The 1,649-nt window shown below is 39.9% G+C and carries 2 protein-coding genes; one reads left to right on the top strand and one right to left on the bottom strand.

The annotated features are described in order from the left end of the window. Positions 1-48: 48 nt before the first annotated feature. On the bottom strand, positions 49-474 hold the full coding sequence (locus L1068_RS21770) for a hypothetical protein (protein WP_237131954.1): 426 nt from the start codon (positions 472-474) through the stop codon (positions 49-51). 139 nt (positions 475-613) lie between these two features. Between L1068_RS21770 and L1068_RS21765 the strand changes: the two genes are divergently transcribed. Next, a complete protein-coding gene (locus tag L1068_RS21765) occupies positions 614-1,153 on the top strand; it encodes a GNAT family N-acetyltransferase (RefSeq protein WP_237131953.1) in 540 nt (179 codons plus the stop codon). Positions 1,154-1,649: the final 496 nt, after the last annotated feature.

Below are 1,649 nucleotides of genomic sequence, written 5' to 3'. Positions count from 1 at the left end.
CTCAAACAGAACAAAAATAGAACAGCAAAGATCAACAGACCCTAACAATTAGCGAGCAAGCTTACGCCAAACTTCCGTTTCTTCTGTGCCATTTACCAATCCTTTGTGATGCCAGTAAATAACTTCTTGGCCGTGTTCTTGTTTGGTTTCAAGCCAACCGTTAAAGGTAAATACTTTACCTTGGTGCTCATTTGAAGTGCCTTTTTCAATATGCTCGCTGTAGCTATCGCCGTCTATGGTAAACTTGCCGGCTAAATACCCTAAAAACTCACCTTGCTGCATATTGTTTAAGGCAAATTTATCGCCTTTCACGGTTTTGATTGCCACAAGTGTTGCGTTATCTGCTGTTAGTACTTCACCTGACGGCGTTTTGTATTCACCTTTAATAAATTGCCAATCCCCTTCATATTGGTGGGCAATGGCATTTGATACAAAAAGTGCGAGTGTTAGGCATAGTCCTTTAATTAAATTCATTGGTATTTCCTGTTATTAATGTTTGGTAACAGTTAATACTAAAGGCCTTTTAAAAAGTAGTGTTAGAATCACAAATCAGAAAAAAATAAGAAAAATTCAGCCCACAAATTACGTTAATTACCGCTCAGGAGTATAAAAAATGCAGCCATCATCTACACGCCTTAATTATTCATTTATCACTGAAAAAGATATCAATGATTTATTTGAGCTCGACCAAGACCCTGCGGTAATGAAATATTTAAATGGTGGCAAGCCAACCACGATGGAAGAAAAGCACACAGTGTTTTTACCGCGCATGGCAAAGTATGCCAATAAAGAAAAAGGTTGGGGTCTTTGGAAAGTTAACATTAAAGAGTCAGGTGAATTTATTGGTTGGATTTTAGTAAGGCCAATGCATTTCTTTAATGATGAAACCGATACCCAGTGGCATAACCTTGAACTAGGTTGGCGTTTTAAGCAAAGCTCATGGGGTAAAGGCTATGCAACCGAAGCGGCCAATGCCCTAGTTGAGCAAATTGCGTTAATGCCAAAGTACACGCATATTAGTGCAATTGCGTTAAAAGAGAATGCGGGCTCCATTGGTGTAATGGAAAAGCTTGGTATGAGGTTTGTGAAAGAGTATATGCATAATGATCCGCTAGGGGATATTCCAGCGGTTTATTATGAACGGAAGTTATGATTGTCGTATTTATTTTAAGAGCGAAATTTACTTGATAGCTTATTCTTAACAGCTTTTTATACTTGAAAGTATATTTGTCGCACTGGCGACAGCAGCCAAAGGGAGGCTAACGCCGGTCTCCCTTTGGAATCCCTCGGCGCCCCAAAATCAAACTGATTCTTCAAACATAATTTAAATGTGAACATAAACGCCATGAATCGGCATCCATGCCTTAGCATGGCTTGCTCGACCGCTTCGCGCCCTGTCTCGCATTATTCATTTAAATTATGTTTTCAGGTTTGATTTCATGGGTGACGAAAGACCGAAGCAACGCTTCGCAGCTTGAGGAAGTGAGGTCATGGATGAATTATTAACTCAATGCGATACATTGCTTTTTGTTTTAACGCAATTTAGTGCCAGAACCTGCCTTTGGGAAAGGGGCAAATCAACGACTCTGACCCCATTGATTGCAATTATTAACCTGCCTGAACTCGGCTATATGACCAACAAACAAGCT

This window comes from Pseudoalteromonas sp. MMG024 (assembly GCF_021654175.1).
Taxonomy (GTDB): domain Bacteria; phylum Pseudomonadota; class Gammaproteobacteria; order Enterobacterales; family Alteromonadaceae; genus Pseudoalteromonas.
Note: the sequence above shows the minus strand (reverse complement) of the source record. Positions and strands in the feature narration are given on the sequence as shown.

What these genes read in the sequence shown, in the direction of transcription:
- L1068_RS21770 (WP_237131954.1), bottom strand. Translation starts at nt 474, where the DNA reads ATGAATTTAATTAAAGGACTATGCCTAACACTCGCACTTTTTGTATCA.
- L1068_RS21765 (WP_237131953.1), top strand. Translation starts at nt 614, where the DNA reads ATGCAGCCATCATCTACACGCCTTAATTATTCATTTATCACTGAAAAA.